This window comes from Candidatus Symbiopectobacterium sp. NZEC135 (assembly GCF_025962695.1).
On sequence record NZ_JAGFPF010001125.1, the window covers coordinates 1 to 701 of the forward strand.

1 protein-coding gene and 1 pseudogene are annotated in these 701 nt (G+C 59.9%); one reads left to right on the forward strand and one right to left on the reverse strand.

Going from position 1 to position 701, the window contains the following annotated elements:
* The coding region (locus J5224_RS32845; RefSeq protein WP_264629102.1) for a molybdopterin cofactor-binding domain-containing protein at positions 1 to 353 on the forward strand (353 nt) is incomplete at its 5' end.
* Between the two features lie 7 nt (positions 354 to 360).
* Here J5224_RS32845 and J5224_RS32850 read toward each other — a convergent pair.
* Positions 361 to 701, reverse strand: a pseudogene (locus J5224_RS32850) (alginate lyase family protein); the annotation flags it as partial.

Consider the following 701-nt stretch of genomic DNA (forward strand, 5'->3'; position numbering starts at 1 on the left):
ATATCGGACAGGTAGAGGGCGGGTTTGTACAGGGAATGGGGTGGGTTACCACCGAGGAACTGGTGTGGAACGCTCAGGGGCGTTTGCTGACCGATACCGGTGCCACCTACAAGATCCCGACCGTGGCGGATATTCCGCATGACTTTCGCGTGCAACTGTTGCCGCACACGGATAACGCGGTAGACACGGTGTTTCGTTCCAAGGCGGTGGGTGAGCCGCCGTTTATGCTGGGTATTGCTGTCTGGTGTGCATTGCAGGATGCGGTGGCGCGCCGGGATGACGCGCAGCCCCACGTTTTGCTTGAGTTGCCCGCCACACCGGAACGGGTATGGCGAGCACTGCAACGATCGTAGGCTTGCATCACTGGCAGGGCGTAATGGCCCACAGCCAGCGCGCTGGCGTCTTGTTGAGCTGCCGTGCCGTCTCCAGATAGCGGAGATCCAACACGCTGGCAGACCAATAGACATTCGCGGCATTGCTGGGTTGCCACTGTCCATCGAACCCTTTAACGCCAGCTGCGCGACGCTCAATGTCGAAACGCACCTTGGTATTGGCGAATTCTTGGTGCGTTTTTTCACCGTCGGCATAGGGTTTCAGCCATTCCAGCGCGGTACGCAGGCTCTGCCCATGGCGGCCTTGCAGATCAATCCAGTGCTCACCTTGCAATTGCGCTGCCATGGCGGCGCGCAGCAGCGGCTCCA